This window comes from Streptomyces sp. NPDC013317, from assembly GCF_055563155.1.
The window spans coordinates 709,971-730,061 of record NZ_JBVHDX010000003.1 but is presented as its reverse complement, the minus strand read 5'-3'; the positions used below and the strand labels follow the sequence as shown (position 1 = coordinate 730,061).

The window sequence follows — 20,091 nt, the reverse complement described above, 5'->3', positions numbered from 1 at the left end:
GTCTCTCCGTCCGTGCGCCGCATTCCTGGCGGGATTACAATCCGTTCATGGCAGGGCGAATTGAGGACTACGCCCTCATCGGCGATCTGGAGACGGCGGCCCTTATCGGGAAGGACGGAGCTGTCGACTGGTGGTGCGCGCCTCGCTTCGACTCGCCCGCCTGTTTCGCCGCACTCCTCGGAGACGAGTCGCACGGGGCGTGGAGTCTGGCGCCGATCGGAAATCGTCTGTGCAGTCGCCGGAGTTACCGAGATGATTCACTCGTTCTGGAGTCGGTCTGGGAATCCGTGTCCGGCACGGTGCGCATCATCGACTTCATGCCCCCGCGTGAACGGACGCCGCAGATCATCCGGTTGGTGGAGGGTGTCTCCGGACGTGTGGACCTGCACGGCGAGTTGAGGATGCGCTTCTATCACGGCAGCGTGGTCCCCTGGTCGCGGCGTGTCGACCGGCGCGCGGTCGCGACGGTGGCCGGCCCGGACGCCGCCCATCTGCGGTGCGGGCCGGGCGTCGAGATCGGTGTCACCGACGAATGCATCACGCTCGACGCATCGGTGACGGCGGGTCAGCGCATTCCCTTCGTCCTCGCCTGGAGCCCTTCCCATTCCGCACCGCCCCCGGAACCCGACGTGGCGGCGGAATTGACGCGCACCCTCGCCTTCTGGGACGAATGGACCGCGCAATTCCACTACGAAGGACCCTTTCGCGAGGCTGTCCTCCGGTCGCTCATCACCCTGAAGGCCCTCACCTACGAACCGACCGGAGGAATCATCGCGGCGGCGACCGCTTCACTCCCCGAACGCATCGGGGGAGAACGGAATTGGGATTATCGGTTCTGCTGGCTGCGCGACTCCACCTTCACCCTGTCCTGCCTCCTGCGCAGCGGATTCCGGCGCGAGGCGTTCGCCTGGAAGGACTGGCTCGTTCGTGCCGTCGCGGGCGACCCCGCCGACCTCCAGCCGCTCTACGGCGTGGCCGGCCAGCGCAGCCTCCCCGAGGTGCGCGCCGACTGGCTGCCCGGCTACGAGGACTCCAGACCGGTCCGGTTCGGCAACGCCGCCGTCGGCCAGTTCCAACTGGACATCTACGGAGAGGTGTTGAGCACGGTCTACTCCGCCGTCCGCGCGGGAGTCGCCATCGACCCGCACGTCTGGAGCCTGGTGGCCTCCCTGCTGGACTACGTGGACAAGCACCGGCGGGAACCGGACGAGGGGATCTGGGAAGTGCGCGGCCCGCGACGCCACTTCGTCCACTCCAAGATCATGGCCTGGGTCGCCGCCGACCGTGCCCTGCGCCTCGCCCGCGTCGCGGGTCTGCGCGCCTCCGTCCAGCGCTGGCAGGCCATGCGGAGCGAACTGCGCGACGAGGTGTGCGCGCGGGGCTGGAGCGACGAGCAGCAGTCGTTCGTCCAGTACTACGGCGCCCGGCGCATCGACGCGACGGCGCTCCTGATCCCCCGGCTCGGCTTCCTGCCGCCGTCCGACCCGCGCGTCCTGAGCACGGTGGAGGCGATGGGCAGGCTCGACGACCGCGGATTCGTCCGCCGGTACGCGGACGTCGGCAACGGCGAGGTGCACGAGGTGGACGGCCTGGACGGCGCCGAAGGTGCCTTCCTCGCCTGTACCTTCTGGTACGCCGACGCCCTGGCGATGACGGGCCGGCCGGCCGAGGCCCGTACCGCCTTCGAGCGCGTTCTCGACATCCGCAACGACGTGGGACTGCTCGCCGAGGAGTGGGACCCGCACGCGGGCCGCCAGCTCGGGAACACGCCCCAGGCGCTCAGCCACGTGGCCCTGGTGAACACGGCGTTCACCCTCTTCGGAACCCGCCGTCACGCTCGTTCCCCCGCAGGACGGTCCGCCGCGGCGTGATCGTGCCGGAACGACCGCTCGGCGATTCGTTCGGGTGCGTCCAGCGGGCGCTCCGGACCCCACCGGGTTCGAATCGGAGCATGGCTCCCTACGACAGGCTCCGCACCGACGGCAGAGTGCCGACGCTGGAGAACGGCACCTGGTGGTACGCCGCCGTCGCCGGTGAAGCGGCCGACTCCTTCAGCACCCGGGTACGCAAGCGGATGCGCCGCGCCTGCCTCGGCTCGGTGCTGCTCATGGCGGTCGTCTACGCCGGACTCGTCCTGACCGCGACGGGCCAGCGCTGGGAGAACGCCGTCCTCGCCGGCCGCTTCACCGACGAGACGCTCGCCGCCGCCCACGAGACGAACCGCGCCCTCCAGCACATCACCGTCTCCTCCCTCGCCGTCGTCCTGCTCGTCCTGACCGCGATCGGGATGCTGCGCCGGCGGTACGCGCTCACGGTCGCCGCCCTGGGCACCGTCGCGGCGTGCCTCTTCCTCGCCGAGGCGCTCGGGCGCTTCCTCCTGGCCCGTCCGGACCTCGTCGAGGCCCCCGCGCACCTGTCGCCGAACAGCTTCCCCAGCGGGCACACCGCCATCGCGATGAGCGTCATGTTCGGGCTCACCCTCGTCGTCCCCTACCGGGCGAGGGGTCTCGCCGTGGGCCTCAGCGCCCTGTGGGCCCTGGCCGTGGGCGCGTACACGGTGGCCGCCGGATGGCACCGCCCGAGTGACGTGATCGGCGCCGACCTGCTCGTGCTCGCCGTGGCCTGCGGGCTGATCGCGATCCTCGCCCGGCGCGGGAAGGTCGCCCCCGCACTGACCCGGCGTTTCCCCGTCCTCACGCTCTTCGTCGTGGCGCCCCTCGCGCTCGTCGCGGTGGGCGGCCTCGGCAGCGGAACCGTCCTCCTGGTCGACTCCATGTACGTCCTGGAGCCCACCGACCCGTCCGTCCCGCGCCTCGCCTACCGGGCCGGGCAGGCCCTCGTCGCCGGGGCGGGAGCGGCGGTCACGCTCGTACTGCTCGCCCTGCTCCGCCGCGTCGACCTGGGCGCCACACCCGTCCCGTACCGGCTCACGGGCACCGTCGCGACGGAGCCGACAGGGCCCTTTCCCACCGAGGCCGATCACGAGATATCTTGATGTCGAGCAATCTCGCAGACGCAGACGTGGAGCGGAGCACACCCGGTGACTGACTCGACCATCATCTACACCCACACTGACGAGGCGCCCGCCCTGGCGACGTACTCGTTCCTGCCCGTGATCCAGGCCTACGCCTCGACGGCCGGAGTCAATGTCGAGACCCGTGACATCTCCCTGGCCGGGCGCATCATCGCCGGATTCCCCGAGCGTCTCGAAGCGGGGCAGCGCATCGACGACGCCCTCGCCGAGCTCGGCGACCTGGCCAAGACGGCCGAGGCCAACATCATCAAGCTGCCGAACATCTCGGCCTCCATCCCGCAGCTGAAGGCCGCGATCGCCGAGCTCCAGGCGCAGGGCTACGCCCTCCCGGACTACCCGGACGACCCGCAGACCGATGAGGACAAGGACGTCCGCGCCCGGTACGACAAGGTCAAGGGCAGCGCTGTCAACCCGGTCCTGCGCGAGGGCAACTCCGACCGCCGCGCCCCCGGCTCGGTCAAGAACTACGCCAAGACCCACCCGCACCGCATGGGCGCCTGGAGCCCGGACTCCAAGACCAATGTCGCGACGATGGGCCAGAACGACTTCCGCTCCACCGAGAAGTCCGCCGTCGTCACCGAGGCCGGCGACCTGCGCATCGAGCACGTCGCCGCCGACGGCACCACCACCGTCCTGCGCGAGTCGGTCCCCGTCCTCGCCGGCGAGGTCGTCGACGCCTCCGTGATGCGCGTCGCCGCCCTGCGTACCTTCCTCTCCGAGCAGGTCGCCCGCGCCAAGGCCGAGGACGTCCTGTTCTCCGTGCACCTCAAGGCCACGATGATGAAGGTCTCCGACCCGATCGTCTTCGGCCACGTCGTACGCGCCTTCTTCCCGAAGACCTTCGCCGCGCACGGTGCGGCGCTCGCCGCCGCGGGCCTCTCCCCGAACGACGGCCTGGGCGGCATCCTCAACGGCCTCGCCGCCCTCCCGGACGGCGCCGAGATCAAGGCGTCCTTCGAGGCCGAGATCGCCGAGGGCCCGGCCCTCGCCATGGTCGACTCCGACAAGGGCATCACCAACCTGCACGTGCCGTCCGACGTCATCGTCGACGCCTCGATGCCGGCCATGATCCGCACCTCCGGCCACATGTGGGGCCCGGACGGCCAGGAGGCCGACACCCTCGCCGTCCTCCCGGACAGCAGCTACTCCGGTGTCTACCAGGCCGTCCTCGACGACTGCCGCGCCCACGGCGCCTTCGACCCGTCGACCATGGGCTCCGTCCCGAACGTCGGTCTGATGGCGCAGAAGGCCGAGGAGTACGGCTCCCACGACAAGACCTTCGAGATCGCCACGGCCGGCACCGTCCGTCTCGTCGACGCGGCCGGCAACGTCGTCCTGGAGCAGGAGGTCGCCGAGGGCGACATCTTCCGCGCCTGCCAGACCAAGGACCTGCCCATCCAGGACTGGGTCAAGCTCGCCGTCACCCGCGCCCGCGCCACCGGCGCCCCGGCCGTCTTCTGGCTGGACGAGACCCGCGCCCACGACGCGCGGCTCATCGCCAAGGTCGAGCAGTACCTGCCGGAGCACGACACCGAGGGCCTGGAGATCAAGATCCTCTCCCCGGTCGAGGCGACGAAGTTCTCCCTGGAGCGCATCCGCCGCGGCGAGGACACCATCTCCGTCACCGGCAACGTCCTCCGTGACTACCTGACCGACCTCTTCCCGATCCTGGAGCTGGGCACCAGCGCCAAGATGCTGTCGGTCGTCCCGCTGATGGCGGGCGGCGGCCTGTTCGAGACGGGTGCCGGCGGCTCCGCCCCGAAGCACGTCCAGCAGCTCGTCAAGGAGAACTACCTCCGCTGGGACTCCCTGGGCGAGTTCTTCGCCCTGGCCGCCAGCTTCGAGCACCTGGCCACCACCACGGGCAACGCCCGCGCCCAGGTCCTGGCCGACACCCTCGACCGCGCCACCGGCACCTTCCTCAACGAGGACAAGTCGCCGACCCGTCGCGTCGGTGGTATCGACAACCGCGGCAGCCACTTCTACCTGGCCCTGTACTGGGCCCAGGAGCTGGCCAGGCAGACCGACGACGCGCAGCTCGCGGAGGCCTTCGCGGGCCTGGCCAAGACCCTGACCGAGCAGGAGGAGACCATCGTCTCCGAGCTCAACGCGGTCCAGGGCTCCCCGGCCGACATCGGCGGCTACTACCAGCCCGACCCGGCCAAGGCCGCGGCCGTGATGCGTCCGTCCGCCACCTTCAACGAGGCCGTCGCGTCCCTCGTCTGATCGCGGAACGACAGCTCAGCCGCCCCGGCCGGAATTCCTCCGGCCGGGGCGGTCCCGTCGGTGGCGCATGTGGCATCCGGGTGTGAACCTGGATGGATGAGCTGGGCTTCATGGACGACCCCCGGCGTCTACACCGGGCGGGGTGGGGTGCTCACCGAGGAAGTCGGTACGGTCACCGGCGACCTGACCGTGCACACCACCTGGGCAGATGGGGAAGCACGCGTAGCCGTGCAGTACACCGGCGCATCCGACTGGTTCACGATGTCGGGGAGCCCGGTGCCGTGCTCCTCCGAGGCGGAGAGCCGCGAACTCCACGAGGCCGCCGTCGAGGCCGTACGGGCAGGGCACGAGGCGACCGTGCCGTCCATGCCCCACCCACCCGCATAGCCTGTCCGGCGGCCCGGTAACCTCGCGTCCCCGGCCGCGAAGTGTTATCCCGCCCGCTCCCACGGGTCTCCTCACGACGGGGACGGACAGACCCAGGTACGAGGGAGCAGGGCACATGCACAGCGACGAGCGCGGCACGGCCGCACTGGTGGACGCGGCCGCGGCCGGAGACACCGAAGCCGGCGAGCTGCTGATACGCGCCTACCTTCCGCTGGTCTACAACATCGTCGGCCGGGCGCTCGACGGCCACGCGGACGTCGACGACGTCGTCCAGGAGACGATGGTCCGCGCCCTCGACGGACTCCCCGGACTCCGGGACCCCGAGCGCTTCCGGTCCTGGCTCGTCGCCATCGCGATGAACCAGATCCGCCGGCGCTGGCGCGAACGGCAGAACGGACCCGTCCCGGGCCTCGACCGGGCCGCCGAGCTCGCCGACCCCGACGGTGACTTCGTCGACGTGACCATCCTGCGGCTCGGGCTCTCCGGGCAGCGGCGCGAGGTGGCCGAGGCGACCCGCTGGCTCGACGAGAGCGACCGAGAGGTGCTCGCCCTGTGGTGGCTGGAGGCCGGGGGCGAACTCAGCCGCGCGGAGCTGGCCGAGGCGCTGGAGGTCACCGCCGCCCACGCGGCCGTCCGCGTCCAGCGGATGAAGGAGCGCCTGGAGACGGGCCGGGAGGTCGTACGCGCCCTGGCGGGGCGGCCGACCTGCGCGGAGCTGGCGCAGCTCACCGAGGACTGGGACGGCCGGCCGTCCCCGCTCTGGCGCAAGCGCCTCGCCCGCCATGTGACGAGCTGCGGCCGGTGCGTCCCCGCAGGCGCGAACCTCGCCCCCGCCGAGGCGCTGCTGGTGGGCCTGGCCCTCGTGCCCCCGCTCCTGCTCTGGGCCACGCCGCCGCAGGGAGCGGAGACGGTCGCCTGGGCGGCGGACGCGGCGAACCCGGCTCCGTACACGGCCACCGGATCCGAACCGGCTCCGTACGCGGGCGCGCCGGCGGACCCGATTCCTCCGGACTCCGGAGCCGGGGCGGGCGGGGCGGCCGGGGGCTCGCTGCGGCGGGCCTGGGTCGCCGGAGCGGTCACCCTCGGCGTGCTCGGCGGGATCATCCTGCTGGTGCCCTCCGATCCGGATGCCCGCAAGCCCGCGCCCCCGGTCCCTCCTGTGGCGGCCCCGCCCCCGGCCCCGACCACCACCCCGCCGCTGCCCAGCCCCACCACACCCTCGCCCACCCCCACCCCGACCCCGACGCCCACCCCGACACGGACGGCCACCCCCGAGGAGCGGCTGAACCGCCTGGTCAACCAGCGGCGGGCGGAGGCGGGATGCAAGCCCCTGAGGAACGATCCCCGCCTCGCCGAGGCGGCCCGCGCCTACGCCCGGGACATGGTGCGCCGCGGCTACTACGCGCACAGCAGCCCCGAGGGACGCTTCGCCGACGCCCGGATCACGGCCGCCGGGTACGCCTGGTCGGCCTGGGCCGAGAACCTGGCGCGCGGCGCGTCCGATCCGGCCGACGTCTTCGACGGCTGGATGGACGGCGCGATGCACGAGCAGAACATGCTGAACTGCCGCTACCGCGACACCGGCGTCGCCGCCGTGCCGGGTCCCGACGGGACGGTCTGGGTGCAGAAGCTGGCCACGCCCGCCTCCTGAGCCCATGCCGCCGCACCGGACCCACCGGGCCGCGGCACCGTACCGCCGCACCGGGCCGCGGGTCAGCGCCGGACGCCGAAGTTCTGCACCCACCAGGGCCCGTCGGAGGTCAGCGCCACTCCGACGCCGAGGTCCTTGAACGAGCAGTTGAGGATGTTGCGGCGATGTCCGGCGCTGTTCATCCAGCCCTTCATGGCCTCCACGGGGGTCTTGGGGCCGCGGTGGATGTTCTCCGCCCAGCTCGACCAGGTGTACCCGGCCGCCGTGATGCGGTCGCCCGCGTCCCGGCCCTCGGGAGTGGTGTGGGCGTAGTAGTCGCGGTCCGCCATGTCGTCCGCGTGCGCCTGTGCCGACTCGTGCAGCCGGCCGTCGGCGCGCAGCGGCGAACAACCGGCCTTCTCCCGTTCGGTGTTGACGAGCGCGACGACCTGCTCGACGAACTGCGCGGACGTCCCGGCACCGCCCGGTTCCGGGGCCGCGGCGACCACGGCCTTCTCGGGCGCGGGGGCCCGGGAAGGTGCCTGAACCGCCGGCGTCGAGGCCGGCGCGGACTCCTTCGGGGCGGGCGCCGGGGGCGCGGACCGGGGTGGAGAGGGCGTCACCGACGGGGTGACCCCGGTGCCGGTGGCCCCGGCCGGGGTGGAGGGCGCGGGGGCCGGTGCGGACGGACCCCGGGTCGGTGGCGCGGACCTACCGACGAGGGGCGCCACATTCGTCAGGGCGACCCCCTCCGAACGGGTGTCCGTCCCTGAGGGGCTCCCCAGGGACGCCACGTACGCCCCGGCAGCGACCGTCAGCACCGCCGTGGCCGCACCCGCGAGCGCCACGGCGGTCCGGAAGGAGGGCGCCCGGCCGGCCCTGCGCCGGGGACTCCCGCCTCTGCGGTGCCGGCCAACGGCGCTCGTCCGCTGCTCGTGGGGGCGTGGCTCGTCGTGGTGCTCCATGGGCTCCGCTCTCTTCTCCGGGCCCGCCGGACGGTCCGGCGGAGGGGGAGAGCCGCCGGGGCGGCGGTCATAACCCTTTCCGGGCCAGGACCAGCCGACACACCGCGTCAACCTGCCGCGTCACCCCGCCGGGTCAACCCGTAGCGCCAGCGCATCACCCGTGCGGCACGACCGCCACCGGGCACGGAGCCAGATGGAGGGCCGCGTGCGCCACGGAGCCGATCCGGGGGCCGACCGCCCCGCGCCGGGCCCGCCGCCCGACCACGAGCAGCCACGCACCGCCCGACGAGCTGAGCAGCACCTGCCCGGCGCTCCCGATCTCCACCTGCTCCGTCACCCGGACCTCCGGGTACCGCTCCCGCCATGGCGCCAGAGCCTCGCGCAGCGCCTTCTCCTCGTACGGGACGAGCCCGCCGGCCTCGTCGGCGAGCGCCATCGACCCGGGGCTGTAGGCGTACAGGGACGGCAGGCTCCACGCCCGAACAGCCCGTACGGACGCACCGCGCGCCGCCGCCGTCGCGAACGCGAACTCCAGCGCGGGGGCGCTGTCCTCCGGCCCGCCCAGCTGACCGACGACGATCTCGCCGCCCTCGGGGTCCGGCTCCTCGCCGCCGTGCGCACGGACCGCCACGACGGGCCGGGTGGCGCCCGCGATGATCTGCTGACCGTGCGAGCCGAGCAGGAACCCCTTCACCGGGCCGTACCCGCGCGAGCCGATGACGAGCATCTCGGCCCGCTCCTCGGTGCTCAGCAGCGCGGCGACCGGCGAGTCGGGCAGGACCTCGGCGGTGAGGGGGAGGCCGGGGAACCGCGAGGCGATCGTCGACTCGGCCCCGCGCACCACCTTGTCGGCCAGATGTTCCTGATGCACCGGGTCCTGCGTCAGCGGGAGGTCGGAGGGCCGCGGCCGCCAGGCATGGACCAGCCGCAGGGCGAGTCCGCGGTGCACGGCCTCCCGCGCGGCCCAGTCCGCCGCTGCCAGACTCTCGGGCGAACCGTCCACTCCGGCGACGATCCCACGGCTCATCAGGCTGCCTCCCTCACTCGACGACTCGGCCTGTCGACCGGCGCCTTTCCTCCCCAGCTTGGGTCAAACCGCCGCACGACGAGAGAGCCGGAGGTCCCGACGCGCCGACCCCGCGCGTCACGCGAGCAGTCTGAGCCCGGGCCGTGTGCCGTGGAGGTAGTGGTCGCCGATGTCGCGCATACGGTGCGCGGCGGACGTCCGGGCCGTCAGGGCGCGGGCGTTGCGCCAGAAGCGGTCGAAGCCGGGGCCGCCGCCAGGGGCGCCGGCGGGCTCCGTGGCGTCGACGAGTTCGAGGATCCGGCTCGTGATCCGTACCGCCGCCCGGCTCGTCACGGCCTCGGCGGCGGCGACCAGGACGGCGATGTCGGCGCGCTCCTCGACCCCGAGCGCGTCTCCTGTCATCAGACCGCGCGCCAGGGCGTCCGTCGCCCGCTCGACGACGGCCGCGGCGGCATGGGCGGAGGTGGCCAGCTCCCCGTACGCCAGCAGGAGGAACGGGTCCTCGCCGCCGAACGCGTCGCCGAGCGGGTCGTCGGCGGTGCCCGTGCGCGGTCCGGCGGAACGGGCGAGGTGCCGGGGGACGGCACGGGTCGCGCGACTGACGTCCCGGGCCTCGGCCAGCGCGCCTTCGGCGATGCCGAGCCCGACGTGGACGAGGAGGAGCCGGAGCGCGAGCGGGGCCAGCGTCGTGAAGGGCGGGACGGCGTGCTCGTCGCGGGGGAGCGAACCGAGCACGTTCTCCGCGTCCACCCGTACCTGATCGAACGTCACCGTCCCGGCGCCCGCGAGGCGTTGCCCGACCCGCTCGGCCGCGGGCTCGGTGAAGACCGCCGGATCCGCCGGGTCCACCAGGACGACGAGCAGCTCCCCGGTCTCCGTACAGCGCGCCCCGACGACGAGCCGGTCGGCGACGGTCACGCCGGAGACGAAGGAACGGCGCCCATGGAGGACGTGTCCGCCCGGCGCCGGGGTGAGGGTGAGGCCGGGTTCCCCGGGAGTACGGGACGGCTCGATGCCGCCGGCCAGCAGGCGGCCTTCTCGTGCCGTGGCGCCCTCGAAGGCGCCGTGCGGCTCACTGGCGCGGCCGGGTGCCCCGCTCACGGGGCCGGGTGCCTCGCCGCCGGTGAGGAAGCGGGCGGTCCAGGAGAGGACGTGATGGTGGGCGAGGAGTTCGCCGATCGAGCTGTCGGCCGCGGATATCTCCCGGACGACCGCGCAGGCCGCCCGCCAGTCGGTGCCCCGGCCGCCCGGACCCGGCGGAGCGAGCAGTGCGGGCAGTCCGGCCTCCTGGAGCCGGGCCACCTCGTCGAACGGAGCTTTGCCCGCCCGGTCCCTGGCCGGGGCGTCGAAGGCCAGGTCGTCGGCGAGCTCCCGGGTCACGCGGGGCCAGATCTCGTCGTCACCACGGCGGCCGTCCGGTCGGGAGGTGGGGCGCGGCGCTGACTTCTTCGGCGTTCTCACGTCACCCTCTCAGGATCCCTATGTTTCCCACTGGAATGGTAGGGATAATTTCAGAGGGTCGCCCCGACGCCAAGAGGCGTTCACATCATGGACAGTTGAATCTCGTGAACCGAGACGCGTGGGTGGAGAGCCGAAGACGGCTCAGGGGTTGGTCCAGGCGTCCGGCGCCTCGGCGAGCCCGGAGATCTCGGTCGGCAGCTTCGCCGCCGCGAGGTCCGCGAGGGAGACCCCGTCGAGCACCTGGCGCACGTTCGCCCGCAGTGCGATCCAGAGGGTCAGCAGGGACTCGGCCGGACCCGTGTACGACAGCTCCGGCGGCCGGACCCCGCGGACGGACACCAGGGGGCCGTCCACGCAGCGGATGACGTCCGCCACGGTGATCGACTCCGCCGGCCTGGCCAGCCAGTAGCCGCCGTTCCCGCCGCGCTGGCTCTGCACGAGCCCGCCCCGGCGCATGTCGCCGAGGATCCCCTCCAGGAACTTGTGCGAGATGTCCTGGTCGTCTGCGATCGCCTCGGCCTTCACCGGCCCCGCGTCCTGGGCGGCGGCCAGCTGGAGCGCGGCGCGTACCGCGTAGTCGGCCCTGGCTGAGATGCGCATGACCGCATTATTCCGCACGTGCGTGACCGGATCCGTACGGCCGTGGGAGGCGTGTCCGGGGAGGCTCGCGCCCTTGACGCGGACCGTGACCGCGCCGACACTCGGGGACGGGAATCCGAGTGAACAGGTAGGGAATGATGGGAAACGCCGCTGCCTCCGGGCGGGTGCCGACATCGTCGAGCGCTGTCGTGACCCACCACCGAGCACCCTGAGGGAGAAGCATGTCCGTCATCCAGCACCTCGGCCCGTACCAACCGCCGTACCTCGCCCCGTTCGTCCCCCCGGCGGCCGCCCGGCCCGCCTTCTCCGGCCGGATCGGCCAGGACGTCCGTAGCGGCCACTACCCCGTTCCGCACCGCTACCGGCTCCATGTGGCGCGCGGCTGTCCCGGCTGTCTGCGCATCGCCGTCACCCACGCCCTCCTCGGTCTCCAGGAGACCGTCCCCCTGACGTGCCTCCCCGCCACCCCCGACGCGCCCGGCGGTGGCTACACCGCTCTGCGCGCCCTGTACGAGGCCAGCGCCCATCAATACGCCGGCCCCGCGGCCGCGCCCGTCCTCAGTGACCGGTGGACCGGCCGGATCGTCAGCACCCACGCACCCGACATCGTGCGCGACCTCGCCCTCCGGTTCCGCTGCCCGGACCGGCCCGACCTGCTGCCTCCCGGCTCCGACGCGGAGACCGAGGCGATCGGCGACCTCTGCGCCCGTGGCATCGACGGCGCCGCGCGGGACGCGGGACAGCCGGGGCTCGACGCGGAAGCGGCCCGTCAGGGCCCGCTCGTCGTCCTTTTCGCCGCCCTGGGCGAGCTGGGACGCGTGCTGGAGCGGCAGCCGTACGTTCTCGGCGACACCGTCACCGCGGCCGACGTCCAGGTGTGGGTGACGCTCGTCCACCTCGACACCGTCCATCGTGGGCGGCTCGACCCCGCCGCCCTGGAACGGATCGCGGAGTACCGGACGCTCTGGTCCTACGCCCGACGCCTCTCCGTACACCCGGCGTTCGCGTCCGCGCTCGACGACGGAGCCGGCCCCGGACGTCCGGGCCCCCTCACCTCCGGCGGCCTTCAGGCGGCGGTCGGCTCCCAGTCCTTCCTGACCTCGAAGCGGTAGCTGCTCCGGTCGAGCACCTGCCCCTCGCCGTCGACGAGCGCCGCGCTCACCTCGTACAGGCCGCGGGCCCGTGGGCCGTTGGGAACCCGCTCGGGCGGGAGCGCCAGCTCGTACGGGCCGCCGTGCCGGAAGTCCCCGAGCGCCACCTCGCGGCCGCCGAGTTCGGTTCCGGCCCGGTGCCTGACGTCGACCACCTTCAGGCCGGCCACCGACGAGCCGTCCACCCGGAAGCGGACCACGGCCCGGCACTCCGTGCCTTCCTTGACCGTGAACGGGGCGGACGCCTTCTCCGCCGCCGGCACCGGTACACAGATGTCCTCGTGGCCCGTGTACTGCAGCTCCAGTCCGAGCAACCGGACGGCAGGGCGTTCCCGGGGAGGTACGGCCGGGGCCGTGTCGGCGAGGGAAACCATGGTGTGCGCGCCTCCCGGAGCAGGCCTCGCGGACGAGGGGACGGTACGACGACGCACCAGCGGCTACCCGATTCGCCCCCGCGCATGCGGGCGGGACGTGGTGCGACGGGCGGCGCGGCGAGGAGGGGGCACGCGACGCGCCCGCGTCCTCTCAGCCTACGCGGCGCCCGGTGAGCGGCCCGGTGGCGTCCCCGCTGCCCGCCCGTACACCGCGCAGGAAGGCTCCCAGCGCCTCCAGCGAGGTCGAGGACGGCTCCCATTCGAGTTCGCGCCGCGCCCGGTCCGCGGAGAGCAGCGGAAGCCGCAGCACGGCGTCGAAGAGGTCGGGTGAGGCGGGCGCCACCCGCAGGTGCCAGGCGGCCGCGAGCAGGCTCCGCGCCGCGCCGCTCGGCACCTTCACCGGCCGGGCGTCGAGCAGCGAGGAGAGCACCGCGGTGTCGATCACCGGGTCCGCCGCGAGGTTGAAGGGGCCCCGGACGTCCCGTACGAGCGCACGGCGGTACGCGTCGGCCACGTCGTCCGTGTGCAGTGCCTGGAAGCGCAGCCCCCGCAGCTCCGGCAGGAGCGGCAGCAGATCGGGCCGGAACAGCCATCCCGGGAAGTACCGGCCGGCGAAGATCCGGCGCTGCTCGCTCGCCGCCTCCTCCTTGAAGAGGAAGCAGGGCCGCATCCGGACCACCCGGGTCTGCGCGTGGTCGCGCTCGAAGGTGTCCAGGACGCGTTCCAGATAGGCCTTCTCACGGGTGTACGCGGCGCCCGGCCAGCCGTGGGTCGGCCACGACTCCGAGACGGGCGGGCCGTTCTCCGGCCCCGGGGAGTAGGCGCCGACGGACGACGCGTACACCAGGGTCGGCACGTGCGCCGCCGCCACCGCGTCGAAGACCCGCAGCGACCCGAGGACGTTGGAGCGCCAGGTCTCGGCGGGGTCGTGGGTCGGCTGGAACCGCCATGCCAGATGGACCACCGCGTCGGCGTCCGCGATGTACTCGGCGAGCCGTGGCTCGTCGCTCTCCAGCGAGAGGTCCACCTCGGCCCACTCGGTCTTCTCCAGCGTCAACGAGGGGGTGCGGCGCGCGAGTCCGAGGACGGAGGCGATCCGCGGTTCGCCCGCCAGGACGCGCGTCAGGCTCGTTCCGACGTTGCCCGTGGCACCCGTCACGACGACCTTCAGTCCCGTACTCGCCTTCATGCATCGACCTTCCGCCATTCCCGGCGAAAGCGCATGTCGGCCGCGCCCCGTGACGGATCGTGTCCGCATGGGTCGCGCGGGTGACGCGGTGACCCGAATATGGAGCGACGGAGGGAGTGGGGGCCGCGCCAGGAGGAGCATGATGTTGCTGCCCGACAGAAACAAGATCGACCGGCTGCTGCGGCACTACCGGGCCCAGGAGAGGGTGGTCCTCGCCCGACCGGGCGACCTGTCGATCCGCAGGCGGTTCGAGGACACGGCGTACACGCTGTGTGTGCTGATGGGGGAGCGGACCCCGCGCGAGGCGGTACACGCCGCCGAGCGGTACGTGGGAGGGACGAGCCCCGCGCCGCGGGTGGCGCTGGAGGGCCTCCCCGGTTCCTGACGACCGCCGCGTCCCGGGCGTGTCGTCCCGGTCGTCGGGGTGAGAGCCGCGTGGCGGGATGCGTCGGGGGCATGAGAGGGATAGAAGCGTGACTCCGTACGACCATGGAGGGAGGCGGGTGATCCGATGACGTCGGAGCGGTTCGCCGTCGCGGCCGAAGCCGGACCGCAGCCCGGTGCCGTGGTGCTCTCCCTGACGGGCGAGCTCGACCACGACACCGCGGACACCCTGCGGAACGCTCTGGAGGAGCGGATCGGCGCGGAACGGATCCTGGTCGACTGCGAGAAGCTGAGCTTCTGCGACTCGACCGGCCTGAACGTGCTGCTCCGTGCCCGCCTGGCCGCCCTGGAAGGGGGCGGTCGCCTGGAACTGGCGGGCCTCCGCCCGCCCGTCGCCCGGATGTTCGAGATCACGGGGGCGCGAACGGTGTTCCGGGTGTACGAGAACGTGGCCGAGGCGCTCGACGTCCGGCGGGCCGGCGGCTAGGCGCGGATGGCGGAGGGAGTCGTGGGCGGGAAAGCGGTGGACGAGGGACAGGTGCGGCGGCTGGTGCTGTTCGGTACCAAGGGCGTCGTGATGCGCTGCCGCGACTTCACCGCCGAGGCGCTCGGCGACTGGGGCTGGATCCCTGCCGAGGACGACGAGGGCCGCGAGCGGGCGGAGGACGTCCTGCTCCTGGTCTCCGAGGTCGTCACCAACGCCTGTCTGCACGCGGACGGCCCCGAGGAACTCGTGCTGCACCGCCGGGGCGACCACCTGCGGGTCGAGGTCTCCGACGGGAACCCCGAGCACCCGCGTCGACGCCAGCCCCGCGCCCCCTCGCTGCCCGGCGGTCACGGTCTCATGGTCCTGGACCGCCTGGCAGGGGCCTGGGGCTCCGAGTCCCGTGCCCACGGCAAGGTCGTCTGGCTGGAGGTCACACGCCCCACGCCGCACACCGGCGGAGGCCGGACCGCCGGGTCCTAGTCCACCGTCGGGTCCTAGTCCACCGGGTCCTGCAGGAGGCCCGTCCGGAGCTCGTCCAGGATGCGCGCCAGCAGGCGCGAGATGTGCATCTGGGAGAGGCCGAGGCGCTCGCCGATCTCCGCCTGCGTCAGCTCCTCGCCGAACCGCAGCGCGAGTATCGTGCGGTCGCGCTCGTCGAGCTCCGAGATCAGCGGCTTCAGCGACTCCAGCGCGTCGATCAGCTCGTAGGCCCGCTCCTCCTCGGCGAGCCGTCGCGCGCCGGCGGGGACCGCCGACTCGTCGTCCCCGGTCGGAGTGTCGAGCGACCGGGCGACATAGCCGTTCGATGCCTGCTCGCCCTCGGCCACGATCTCCTGGTCGATCCGCAGATGGTCGGAGAGCTCCGCCCGCGTCGGGCGGCGGCCGAGCCGCTGCTCCAGCGTGTCCACGGCCTTCGCCAGCTCGATGCGCAGCTCCTGGAGCCGTCGTGGCACCTGGACGGCCCAGCTGGTGTCACGGAAGAAACGCTTCATCTCGCCCACGATCGTGGGCAGCGCGAACGCCGAGAACTCCACCTCCCGGCTGATCTCGAACCGGTCGATCGCCTTGATCAGGCCGATCGTGCCGACCTGGACGATGTCCTCCGCGGGCTCGGCCCGGTTCCGGAACCGCCGGGCGGCGAACTTCACCAGGCTGAGGTTCAGCTCGACCAGGGTGTTCCGCACGTAAGCGTGCTCGGCCGTACCCTCCTCCAGCGCCTCCAGGCGGGTGAAAAGGGCGGTCGAGAGCGTCTGCGCGTCGGTCGTGCTCACCTCGGTGGGCCGGTCGATCTCGGGCAGACCGCCCAGCGCGCGCTCGCGCACGGCCGCGGCCTCGTCGGCTCTGCGGGTCGTGTCGGTGGGCTTGCGGAGGGTGGACATGAGAACTCCTGGAGAGGGATGGGTGAGCCTCCGCCGCTGGTGGCGGACGGCTCCGTCGTTCGCGCGTCCATGGGCAATCATTCCCCTTCCGTGTGGTTTGACACGGAATGACCGGGAAGCGGAGACGTATGACGAGTGCACCGAGCGGCGGGATGACGACCCGCGCGGGGGACAGGTCCCGGCTCTTCACGCTGGGTGCCGGCCCGGGCGTGGTCGGTGAGTGCCGCGACCACACACGGCGGGCGCTCCAGGAGTGGTTCGGCGCGCGGGTCGTCGGGAACGTGGCCGTGGACGACATCCTGCTGCTCGTCTCCGAGGTCGTGGCCAACGCCTGCGACCACGGGGGAACCCCGTACGAACTCCGCCTCGACCGCACGGGCCGCCGACTGTGGGTCCAGGTCAGCGACACGAGCCCGGTACACCCTCGGCCACACGGTCCGCACCGGGCGAGCAGCACCTCGGGCCACGGGCTCTACCTGCTGGAACGGCTCTCCGCAGGGTGGGGCTCCGTCCCTCGCGGCAAGGGCAAGGCGGTCTGGTTCGCGATGGCGGTGACCGACGGCACCGGACTCGCGCGCCCTGCCTAGAAGGCGCTGCCGACCCCGGGACGGCGTGCCTAGAGTGGAGAAGCGGAACGATCCCGCCGCGGGTGCGCCCGGTACTCGTACCGGGACCCTCCGTGGCACGGGCGCCGCGTCCGTACCGCTCTCGTACCCCCTCCGTGGAGCGTGAGGTCCGCGATGGAGAGTTCCCCCCGGCCCGGCCGCCCCGATCCCCACGCGCCCGCCTACCGACTCGGTGAGGACGGGCTCGGTGTGCTGCTGGCCGGCCTCACCGCCGTGCGCGACGGAGACCTCTCCGTCCGGCTTCCCGAGTCCGCCGGGGGCATCCTCGGGGAGATCGCGTCCGTCTACAACGACATGGTCGACCAGGTCTCCCTGGTCACCTCGGAGGTCACCCGGGTCGCCAGGGAGGTGGGCGGGCAGGGCCTGCTCGGCGGCCGGGCGCGCGAGCCGCGCGTGAGCGGGGTGTGGCGCGAACTGACGTCCGGCGTCAACACGATGGCCGACAATCTGACCTCCCAGGTCCGGTCCATCGCCCAGATCGCCACGGCCGTCGCCCAGGGCGACCTGACGCGGAAGATCCGCGTCGACGCGCGCGGCGAGATCCTGGAACTGAAGGAGACCATCAACACGATGGTCGACCGGCTGTCCTCGTTCGCCGAGGAGGTCACCCGGGTGGCCCGTGAGGTCGGCACGGAGGGCAAGCTCGGTGGCCAGGCCACCGTGCACGGCGTCTCCGGTACCTGGAAGGACCTCACGGACAACGTCAACTCGATGGCCGACAACCTGACCAACCAGGTCCGCAACATCGCCGAGGTGACCACGGCCGTCGCCCAGGGCGACCTCACCAGCCGGATCGACGTCGCCGCGCGCGGTGAGATCCTGGAGCTGAAGACGACCATCAACACCATGGTCGACCAGCTGTCCTCCTTCGCCGCGGAGGTCACCCGGGTGGCCCGCGAGGTCGGTACCGAGGGCAAGCTCGGTGCTCAGGCCGAGGTGGAGGGAGTCTCCGGCACCTGGAAGCGGCTCACCGAGAACGTGAACGAACTCGCCGGCAACCTGACCCGGCAGGTCCGCGCCATCGCCGAGGTCACCAGCGCCGTCGCCGAGGGCGACCTCACCCGCTCCATCACCGTCGAGGCTCCGGGCGAGGTCGGCGACCTGCGGGACAACATCAACGCGATGGTCGAGTCGCTGCGCGCCACGACCCGCGCCAACGAGGAGCAGGACTGGCTCAAGACCAACATCGCCCGGATCACCGGTCTCATGCAGGGCACCCGCAGCCTGCCGGACGTCGCCGAACTCATCATGACCGAGGTGCCGCCGCTGGTCTCCGCCCAGTACGGAGCCTTCTTCCTCGCCCGGCACGACGACCGCGGCACCGAACTCGTGGTGACCGCCGCCTACGGCTCCTCCGACGAACCCGACGCCCCGGCCCGCCGCTTCCGGCTGGGCCAGTCCCTCGTGGGCCAGGCGGCCCGCGACCGGCGCACGCTCGTGGTCGAAGGCGTCCCCGCCGGGTACGCCACCATCGCCTCGGGGGCGGGTTCCGGCGAACCGGCCATGCTGATCATCCTTCCGATCGTCGTCGAGGACCAGGTCCTCGGCGCCGTCGAACTCGCCTCGCTCCGGCCCTTCACCACCATCCACCGTGACTTCCTCGACCGGTTCGTCGACACCGCGGGCGCCGTCGTCGGCTCGCTCGTCGCCAACCGCCGTACCGACGAACTTCTCGGCCAGTCCCAGCGGCTCACCGACGAACTGCGCTCCAGCTCACAGGAGTTGCAGGCGCGGCAGCAGGAACTCCAGCGCTCCAACGCCGAACTGAAGGAGAAGGCGGCGCTGCTCGCCGAACGCAACAAGGACATCGAGTCCAAGAACCTCGTCATCGAACAGGCCCGGCAGGAGCTGGAGGCGCGGGCCCAGCAGCTCTCCCGGACGTCCATGTACAAGTCCGAGTTCCTCGCCAACATGAGCCACGAGCTGCGCACGCCGCTCAACAGCCTCCTGATCCTGGCCCGGTTGCTCGCGCAGAACCCCGAGGGGAACCTGACGGAGAAGCAGGTCGACTACGCCGAGGTCATCCACTCGGCCGGATCCGACCTGCTCCAGCTGATCAACGACATCCTCGACCTGTCCAAGGTCGAGGCGGGCAAGATGGACATCCGGCCCGAACGGTTCGCACTGCACCAGCTCCTGGAGTACCTGGAGGCGACGTTCGGTCCGGTGGCCGACGAGCGCGCCCTCACCTTCTCGGTGACCGTCTCCTCGGACGTGCCCGAAGAACTGACCACCGACGAGTCGCGGCTGCGGCAGATCCTGCGCAACCTCCTCTCCAATGCGCTGAAGTTCACCGACGAGGGCGGGGTGGAGTTCGTCATCGAGTACGCGGACGACGACGAACCGCCCGTCGCGCTGCGAGGCAGCGGGCCCGTGCTGGCCTTCCGGGTCGCCGACACCGGCGTGGGCATCCCCGCGGAGCGGCTCGAAGGGATCTTCGACGCGTTCCAGCAGGGGGACGGGACGACGGCCCGCCGCTACGGCGGCACCGGGCTCGGCCTCTCCATCAGCCGCGAGGTGGCCGGGCTGCTCGGTGGAGCGATCGATGTCCATTCCACCCCCGGCAAAGGCAGCCGGTTCACCTTCTACCTGCCCGCCCCGCGGCCCGCCCAGGCCGGCGTGCGGGCGCGGGCGGCCGGGACCGACGCGGGCGGCACCACGGCCCCCGAAGCCTCCGGTACGTCCCCCGGCGGCGTCCAGGACCCCTGGACCGCCGGCCGTACGGTGCTCGTGGTCGACGACGACGGGCGCAACGTCTACGCGCTCACGGAGATGCTCGAACGCCACGGTGTCCAGGTGCTCCAGGCCGACGGCGGCAGGGCGGCGCTCGCGCTTCTGGAGCAGCACGACGAGGTCGAACTCGTGCTGATGGACGTGATGATGGCGGGCATGGACGGTTACGCCACGACAGAGGCGATCCGCGGCCTCCCCGGCCGCGGCGGGCTTCCGGTCATCGCCGTCACGGCCAAGGCCATGCCGGGTGACCGCGCCCGGGCCCTCGCGGCGGGCGCCAGCGACTACGTGGCGAAACCGGTGGACGCCGACGAACTCATGGCCAAGGTCCGCCAATGGCTGAGCGCCCCGCCGCGCCGGAACGGCGCGGAGCCATGAGCAGGGGCGGCCGGCTCCGATCCGGCAGCGCCACGCCTGCCGCGGCGCCGAGTGACCCGG

Annotated in this window: 18 protein-coding genes; 11 read left to right on the top strand and 7 right to left on the bottom strand. The window is 72.6% G+C overall.

The genetic code is table 11. The features are described from left to right. The first annotated feature begins 47 nt into the window (after window positions 1–47). From ACZ3IJ_RS12070 to ACZ3IJ_RS12050, 5 genes are all read left to right on the top strand, one after another. On the top strand, window positions 48–1,871 hold the full coding sequence (locus ACZ3IJ_RS12070) for a glycoside hydrolase family 15 protein (protein ID WP_467467563.1): 1,824 nt from the start codon (window positions 48–50) through the stop codon (window positions 1,869–1,871). Window positions 1,872–1,951: 80 nt separating this feature from the next. After that, entirely contained in the window at window positions 1,952–2,995 is a 1,044-nt protein-coding gene (locus tag ACZ3IJ_RS12065; RefSeq protein WP_467467562.1) for a phosphatase PAP2 family protein, read from the top strand. 45 nt (window positions 2,996–3,040) lie between these two features. Then, a complete protein-coding gene (locus tag ACZ3IJ_RS12060) occupies window positions 3,041–5,260 on the top strand; it encodes an NADP-dependent isocitrate dehydrogenase (protein ID WP_467467561.1) in 2,220 nt (739 codons plus the stop codon). Between the two features lie 96 nt (window positions 5,261–5,356). Further along, window positions 5,357–5,647: a hypothetical protein gene (locus ACZ3IJ_RS12055; protein ID WP_391799359.1), complete on the top strand. Its 291-nt coding sequence runs from the start codon at window positions 5,357–5,359 to the stop codon at window positions 5,645–5,647. A 115-nt stretch (window positions 5,648–5,762) separates the two neighbouring features. Beyond that, window positions 5,763–7,298, top strand: a complete 1,536-nt coding sequence (locus ACZ3IJ_RS12050; RefSeq protein WP_467467560.1) for a sigma-70 family RNA polymerase sigma factor — start codon at window positions 5,763–5,765, stop codon at window positions 7,296–7,298. Window positions 7,299–7,360: 62 nt separating this feature from the next. On the opposite strand, the gene ACZ3IJ_RS12045 is transcribed toward ACZ3IJ_RS12050, so the two are convergent. The 4 genes from ACZ3IJ_RS12045 to ACZ3IJ_RS12030 all read right to left on the bottom strand — a co-directional run bounded on the left by ACZ3IJ_RS12045 (window position 7,361) and on the right by ACZ3IJ_RS12030 (window position 11,330). Further along, entirely contained in the window at window positions 7,361–7,786 is a 426-nt protein-coding gene (locus ACZ3IJ_RS12045; RefSeq protein WP_467467559.1) for a CAP domain-containing protein, read from the bottom strand. Between the two features lie 610 nt (window positions 7,787–8,396). After that, window positions 8,397–9,269: a universal stress protein gene (locus tag ACZ3IJ_RS12040; RefSeq protein WP_467467558.1), complete on the bottom strand. Its 873-nt coding sequence runs from the start codon at window positions 9,267–9,269 to the stop codon at window positions 8,397–8,399. Between the two features lie 117 nt (window positions 9,270–9,386). Beyond that, on the bottom strand, window positions 9,387–10,730 hold the full coding sequence (locus ACZ3IJ_RS12035) for an acyl-CoA dehydrogenase family protein (protein ID WP_467467557.1): 1,344 nt from the start codon (window positions 10,728–10,730) through the stop codon (window positions 9,387–9,389). Window positions 10,731–10,871: 141 nt separating this feature from the next. Then, window positions 10,872–11,330, bottom strand: coding sequence for an RrF2 family transcriptional regulator (locus tag ACZ3IJ_RS12030; protein WP_467467556.1), 459 nt, complete (start codon window positions 11,328–11,330; stop codon window positions 10,872–10,874). 221 nt (window positions 11,331–11,551) lie between these two features. Between ACZ3IJ_RS12030 and ACZ3IJ_RS12025 the strand changes: the two genes are divergently transcribed. Further along, complete coding sequence (locus tag ACZ3IJ_RS12025) at window positions 11,552–12,442, top strand: glutathione S-transferase C-terminal domain-containing protein (RefSeq protein ID WP_467467555.1); 891 nt, start codon at window positions 11,552–11,554, stop codon at window positions 12,440–12,442. Here the strand turns inward: ACZ3IJ_RS12025 and ACZ3IJ_RS12020 are convergent. After that, the gene (locus tag ACZ3IJ_RS12020) at window positions 12,397–12,855 is read right to left on the bottom strand and encodes a rho GDP-dissociation inhibitor (protein WP_467467554.1); all 459 of its coding nucleotides are present in this window, start codon (window positions 12,853–12,855) and stop codon (window positions 12,397–12,399) included. The genes ACZ3IJ_RS12025 and ACZ3IJ_RS12020 overlap by 46 nt on opposite strands. A gap of 151 nt (window positions 12,856–13,006) precedes the next feature. Then, window positions 13,007–14,044, bottom strand: coding sequence for an NAD-dependent epimerase/dehydratase family protein (locus tag ACZ3IJ_RS12015; protein WP_467467553.1), 1,038 nt, complete (start codon window positions 14,042–14,044; stop codon window positions 13,007–13,009). Window positions 14,045–14,186: 142 nt separating this feature from the next. Here ACZ3IJ_RS12015 and ACZ3IJ_RS12010 point away from each other — a divergent pair, with 142 nt between their 5' ends. From ACZ3IJ_RS12010 to ACZ3IJ_RS12000, 3 genes are all read left to right on the top strand, one after another. Further along, complete coding sequence (locus tag ACZ3IJ_RS12010) at window positions 14,187–14,429, top strand: DUF5133 domain-containing protein (protein ID WP_467467552.1); 243 nt, start codon at window positions 14,187–14,189, stop codon at window positions 14,427–14,429. 126 nt (window positions 14,430–14,555) lie between these two features. Further along, on the top strand, window positions 14,556–14,915 hold the full coding sequence (locus tag ACZ3IJ_RS12005; protein WP_467467551.1) for an STAS domain-containing protein: 360 nt from the start codon (window positions 14,556–14,558) through the stop codon (window positions 14,913–14,915). A 21-nt stretch (window positions 14,916–14,936) separates the two neighbouring features. Next, window positions 14,937–15,395, top strand: a complete 459-nt coding sequence (locus ACZ3IJ_RS12000) for an ATP-binding protein (RefSeq protein ID WP_467467550.1) — start codon at window positions 14,937–14,939, stop codon at window positions 15,393–15,395. 14 nt (window positions 15,396–15,409) lie between these two features. Here ACZ3IJ_RS12000 and ACZ3IJ_RS11995 read toward each other — a convergent pair whose 3' ends face one another. Further along, window positions 15,410–16,294 carry a SigB/SigF/SigG family RNA polymerase sigma factor gene (locus tag ACZ3IJ_RS11995; protein WP_467467549.1) on the bottom strand — a complete coding sequence of 295 codons (885 nt, stop codon included), beginning with the start codon at window positions 16,292–16,294 and terminating at the stop codon, window positions 15,410–15,412. Window positions 16,295–16,422: 128 nt separating this feature from the next. On the opposite strand from ACZ3IJ_RS11995, the gene ACZ3IJ_RS11990 reads away from it, so the two are divergent. Both ACZ3IJ_RS11990 and ACZ3IJ_RS11985 read left to right on the top strand, forming a co-directional pair. Beyond that, complete coding sequence (locus tag ACZ3IJ_RS11990) at window positions 16,423–16,881, top strand: ATP-binding protein (RefSeq protein WP_467467548.1); 459 nt, start codon at window positions 16,423–16,425, stop codon at window positions 16,879–16,881. Between the two features lie 153 nt (window positions 16,882–17,034). Continuing rightward, complete coding sequence (locus ACZ3IJ_RS11985; protein ID WP_467467547.1) at window positions 17,035–20,031, top strand: HAMP domain-containing protein; 2,997 nt, start codon at window positions 17,035–17,037, stop codon at window positions 20,029–20,031. The last annotated feature ends 60 nt before the right edge of the window (window positions 20,032–20,091 follow it).

Excerpts from the sequence above, each read along its gene's own strand:
- ACZ3IJ_RS11995 (WP_467467549.1), bottom strand. The coding sequence starts at position 16,294 with ATGTCCACCCTCCGCAAGCCCACCGACACGACCCGCAGAGCCGACGAG.
- ACZ3IJ_RS12040 (WP_467467558.1), bottom strand. The coding sequence starts at position 9,269 with ATGAGCCGTGGGATCGTCGCCGGAGTGGACGGTTCGCCCGAGAGTCTG.
- ACZ3IJ_RS12055 (WP_391799359.1), top strand. The coding sequence starts at position 5,357 with ATGAGCTGGGCTTCATGGACGACCCCCGGCGTCTACACCGGGCGGGGT.
- ACZ3IJ_RS12050 (WP_467467560.1), top strand. The coding sequence starts at position 5,763 with ATGCACAGCGACGAGCGCGGCACGGCCGCACTGGTGGACGCGGCCGCG.
- ACZ3IJ_RS12070 (WP_467467563.1), top strand. The coding sequence starts at position 48 with ATGGCAGGGCGAATTGAGGACTACGCCCTCATCGGCGATCTGGAGACG.
- ACZ3IJ_RS12065 (WP_467467562.1), top strand. The coding sequence starts at position 1,952 with ATGGCTCCCTACGACAGGCTCCGCACCGACGGCAGAGTGCCGACGCTG.
- ACZ3IJ_RS11990 (WP_467467548.1), top strand. The coding sequence starts at position 16,423 with ATGACGAGTGCACCGAGCGGCGGGATGACGACCCGCGCGGGGGACAGG.
- ACZ3IJ_RS11985 (WP_467467547.1), top strand. The coding sequence starts at position 17,035 with ATGGAGAGTTCCCCCCGGCCCGGCCGCCCCGATCCCCACGCGCCCGCC.
- ACZ3IJ_RS12020 (WP_467467554.1), bottom strand. The coding sequence starts at position 12,855 with ATGGTTTCCCTCGCCGACACGGCCCCGGCCGTACCTCCCCGGGAACGC.
- ACZ3IJ_RS12005 (WP_467467551.1), top strand. The coding sequence starts at position 14,556 with ATGACGTCGGAGCGGTTCGCCGTCGCGGCCGAAGCCGGACCGCAGCCC.
- ACZ3IJ_RS12025 (WP_467467555.1), top strand. The coding sequence starts at position 11,552 with ATGTCCGTCATCCAGCACCTCGGCCCGTACCAACCGCCGTACCTCGCC.
- ACZ3IJ_RS12030 (WP_467467556.1), bottom strand. The coding sequence starts at position 11,330 with ATGCGCATCTCAGCCAGGGCCGACTACGCGGTACGCGCCGCGCTCCAG.
- ACZ3IJ_RS12010 (WP_467467552.1), top strand. The coding sequence starts at position 14,187 with ATGTTGCTGCCCGACAGAAACAAGATCGACCGGCTGCTGCGGCACTAC.
- ACZ3IJ_RS12015 (WP_467467553.1), bottom strand. The coding sequence starts at position 14,044 with ATGAAGGCGAGTACGGGACTGAAGGTCGTCGTGACGGGTGCCACGGGC.